Genomic DNA, 3,256 nt, shown 5'->3' with positions numbered 1-3,256 from the left:
CCGCCGCGTCCCCGGACTGCGGCGCGGCGAGGTTGCCATGCTGGCCGGTGTCAGTGTCGAGTATTACACCCGGCTGGAGCGCGGAAACCTCTCCGGAGTTTCCGAGGGCGTGCTGGAATCGCTGGCAAGGGCGCTGCAGTTGGACGAGGCGGAGCAAGCGCACCTGTTCGACCTGGCCCGGGCCGCCAGCAGCAGCCGAAAGCCCCAGCGCCGCCGCGCCACTTCCCAGCCGGTCCGTGCTGGCGTGCAACTAATGCTTGACGCGATCACCAACGCCCCGGCGTTTGTGCGCAATGGCCGGATGGACATCCTCGCCGCCAACCAGCTCGGCTACGCACTGTATGCCGAGATGTACGTCAGCCCCGTCCGGCCGGCCAACCACGCCCGGTTCGTCTTCCTGGACAACCGTTCCTACGGTTTTTACCCGGACTGGGACCGCGCCGCGAATGACACGGTCGCCATCCTGCGCACCGAGGCCGGCCGCGACCCGTATGACCGCGGCCTGACCGACCTCGTCGGGGAACTCTCCACCCGCAGCGAGGAATTCCGCGCCCGCTGGGCGGCCCACAACGTCCGCCAGCACTACACCGGGATCAAGCACCTCCGGCACCCTGTGGTCGGCGACCTGCACCTGATGTATGAGGCGCTGGATCTTTCGGCCGACGCCGGGCTGTCGCTACTTGTTTATACTGCCGAGCCCGGCTCGACCACCGAGGACGCCCTGCGGCTGCTGGCCAGCTGGGCCGCGACGCAGGGGGCCACTCAGGAACCGCTGGCGCAAGGCTAAACGGGGACTGGCTAGGTGCCGGCCACGGTACGGCCGATGATCAGGCGCATGATCTCGTTGCTGCCTTCGAGGATCTGGTGGACCCGCAGGTCCCGCGCGATCTTCTCCAGTCCGTACTCGGAGAGGTAGCCGTAGCCCCCGTGGAGCTGGATGGCGCTGTTGGCGACGTTGAACCCGGCATCCGTGGCGACCCGCTTGGCCATGGCGCAGAGCTTGACGGCGTCGGGCGCCCCGCGGTCCAGCGCGTCCGCTGCCCGCCAGAGCAGGGTCCGTGCGGTCACTAGCACGGTTTCCATGTCGGCCAGCTGGAACAGCAGGGATTGCTGGTTGATCAGCGGTCCGCCGAACGCCTCGCGTTCCTTGAGGTAGGCCACCGACTTGTCCAGAGCGGTCTGGCCGCCGCCCAGGGAGCAGGCGCCCATGTTGATGCGGCCTCCGTTGAGGCCCTTCATCGCGATCCCAAAACCACTGCCTTCCTCTCCGAGGCGGTTGGCAATCGGAACCCGGACATTGTCGAAAATAACCTGGCGGGTCGGCTGGGCGTTCCACCCCATCTTTTTCTCGTTCGGACCGAACGACAGGCCGGGGGTGTCCGCGGGGACAACGATGGCAGTGATGCCGCGGTTTCCGGTGTCAGCGGTTCGGGCCATCACGATGTAGTAGCTCGATGACCCTGCCCCGGAGATAAATTGCTTGACGCCGTTCAGCACGTAGTCGTCGCCGTCGCGCACTGCCTTGGTGCTCAGCGCGGCAGCGTCGGAACCGGCGCCGGGCTCGGTAAGGCAGTAGCTGCCCAGCGCTTCCATGGAGGCAAGCTGCGGCACCCACTGGGCGCGCTGCTCATTGTTGCCGAACGAGTCGATCATCCAGACCACCATGTTGTGGATGGAGATGTAGGCGGCAATCGTCGGATCTGCCTTGGCCAGTTCCTCGAAGATCAGCACCGCATCGCTGCGCGTTAGCCCGGAGCCGCCGAACTCCTCCTGCACATATATGCCGCCCATACCCAGGGCGCCGGCTTCTCGCAGCACGTCCACTGGAAAGTGTTTGGTCTCGTCCCATTTCGCGGCGTTGGGGGCCAGAGCCTCGTTGGCGAAGTCCCGCACCATCGCAACCAGCGACTGCTGGTCCTCGTTGAGTTCAAACATACCCAGTCCTCCGAAGCATAGATTTTGACTCAATGTAGTACGACGCGGCTCTAATTACTAGGACTTCCTACTATATTTTCTCGGCGGGCCGGCTGAGCGCGACGGCCGGTCAATACGTGAGGCGTCACACGTTTAGTTGACTTTTCAAGCATTAGTGCCAAACTAGATGCATACGCATATAAATGCGCATCGCGGCGCCCCGAGAGGACAGCGACCGCAAAATCGCTTAGAGATTGGACTGACTCATGCAGCTGGAGGATAAGGTCGCATTCATCACCGGCGGCGGATCGGGGCTCGGCCTCGCCACCGCAAAGAACTTCATCGCCGAGGGTGCGAAGGTCATGATCTTCGACTTCAACCCCAAGTCGCAGGAAGTTGCCGACGAGATCGGTGCGAAGTTTGTCCAGGGCGACGTCTCGAAGGCCGAGAGCGTGGAAGCCGCCGTCGCGAAGACGGTCGAGGAATTCGGCAGCCTTGACATTGCCGTCGCCTCGGCGGGCGTCGGCGGCGAGGGCGACGTCGTCACTTCCACCGTCGAAAACTGGGGAGCGCACCAACGGCATCGACTACTCGGGCGTTTTCTACACCAACAAGTACGTCATCGAGCAGCTCCTCAAACAGGGCAACGGCGGCGTCGTCGTCAACCTCGCTTCGATGTTCGGCCTCGTGGCCATCTCAAACAACATCGCCTACTCGGCCTCGAAGGGCGGCGTCGTGAACATGACCCGCGCCGCCGGGACGATGTACGCGAAGGAGGGCATCCGCGTGAACGCGGTGGCCCCGGGCGTTATCCGTACCCCGCTCATCGACGAACCGACCCTCGAACAATATGCAAAGCTGCACCCGGCCGGCCGCGTGGGCGAGGCGCAGGAAGTCGCCGACCTCATCACCTTCCTCGCGAGCGACAAGGCGAAGTTCATCACCGGCGCGACCATTCCGATCGACGGCGGCTATACGGCCGTCTAGCCTAAACCGGCAACATCCGAGCGCGCCCCTCCATCCCGGGGCGCTCTCGGGTGCTGCCGCGGCTACCCGATCAGGGCGAGCACCGCTCCAGCAGTAACGACGCCGCCGGCTTCCGCGCGGACACCGGTCACGGTGCCGTCGCGGTGGGCCGGGACCTGGGTTTCCATTTTCATCGCCTCCAGCACGACGACGGGGTCCCCCGCCGAGACCTCCGCGCCCGGTTCGACGAGCCACTTCACCACGGTCCCGGCCATGCCGGCGCGCAGCTCCCCGGGGACGGCGGCGGCAGCCCCGCCGTCGGACGCCCCGTCCACTGACACTCCGGCGGGCAGCGGTCCGCCGGAGCGGGCCCAGC

4 protein-coding genes and 1 pseudogene are annotated in these 3,256 nt (G+C 65.4%); 3 read left to right on the top strand and 2 right to left on the bottom strand.

Annotation, left to right across the window (positions count from 1 at the left end; all coding sequences use genetic code 11):
• The coding region (locus K789_RS0119220) for a helix-turn-helix transcriptional regulator (RefSeq protein ID WP_024368172.1) at window positions 1-787 on the top strand (787 nt) is incomplete at its 5' end.
• Between the two features lie 11 nt (window positions 788-798).
• On the opposite strand, the gene K789_RS0119215 is transcribed toward K789_RS0119220, so the two are convergent.
• Complete coding sequence (locus K789_RS0119215; protein ID WP_024368171.1) at window positions 799-1,935, bottom strand: acyl-CoA dehydrogenase family protein; 1,137 nt, start codon at window positions 1,933-1,935, stop codon at window positions 799-801.
• Between the two features lie 245 nt (window positions 1,936-2,180).
• Here K789_RS0119215 and K789_RS26835 point away from each other — a divergent pair.
• A pseudogene (locus K789_RS26835) lies at window positions 2,181-2,459 on the top strand (SDR family NAD(P)-dependent oxidoreductase); the annotation flags it as partial.
• Window positions 2,410-2,901, top strand: coding sequence for an SDR family NAD(P)-dependent oxidoreductase (locus K789_RS25860; protein WP_237739643.1), 492 nt, complete (start codon window positions 2,410-2,412; stop codon window positions 2,899-2,901). The pseudogene K789_RS26835 and the gene K789_RS25860, both read left to right, overlap by 50 nt.
• Before the next feature lie 62 nt (window positions 2,902-2,963).
• Here the strand turns inward: K789_RS25860 and K789_RS23585 are convergent.
• On the bottom strand, window positions 2,964-3,256 hold a 293-nt coding region (locus K789_RS23585), incomplete at its 5' end, for an acetyl-CoA carboxylase biotin carboxyl carrier protein subunit (protein ID WP_035740325.1).

This window comes from Arthrobacter sp. TB 26 (assembly GCF_000427315.1).
Classification (GTDB): Bacteria; Actinomycetota; Actinomycetes; order Actinomycetales; family Micrococcaceae; genus Arthrobacter.
The sequence above is the reverse complement of the archived record's forward strand: the minus strand, read 5'-3'. Positions and strand labels throughout refer to the sequence as shown.

Excerpts from the sequence above, each read along its gene's own strand:
- K789_RS0119215 (WP_024368171.1), bottom strand. The coding sequence starts at position 1,935 with ATGTTTGAACTCAACGAGGACCAGCAGTCGCTGGTTGCGATGGTGCGG.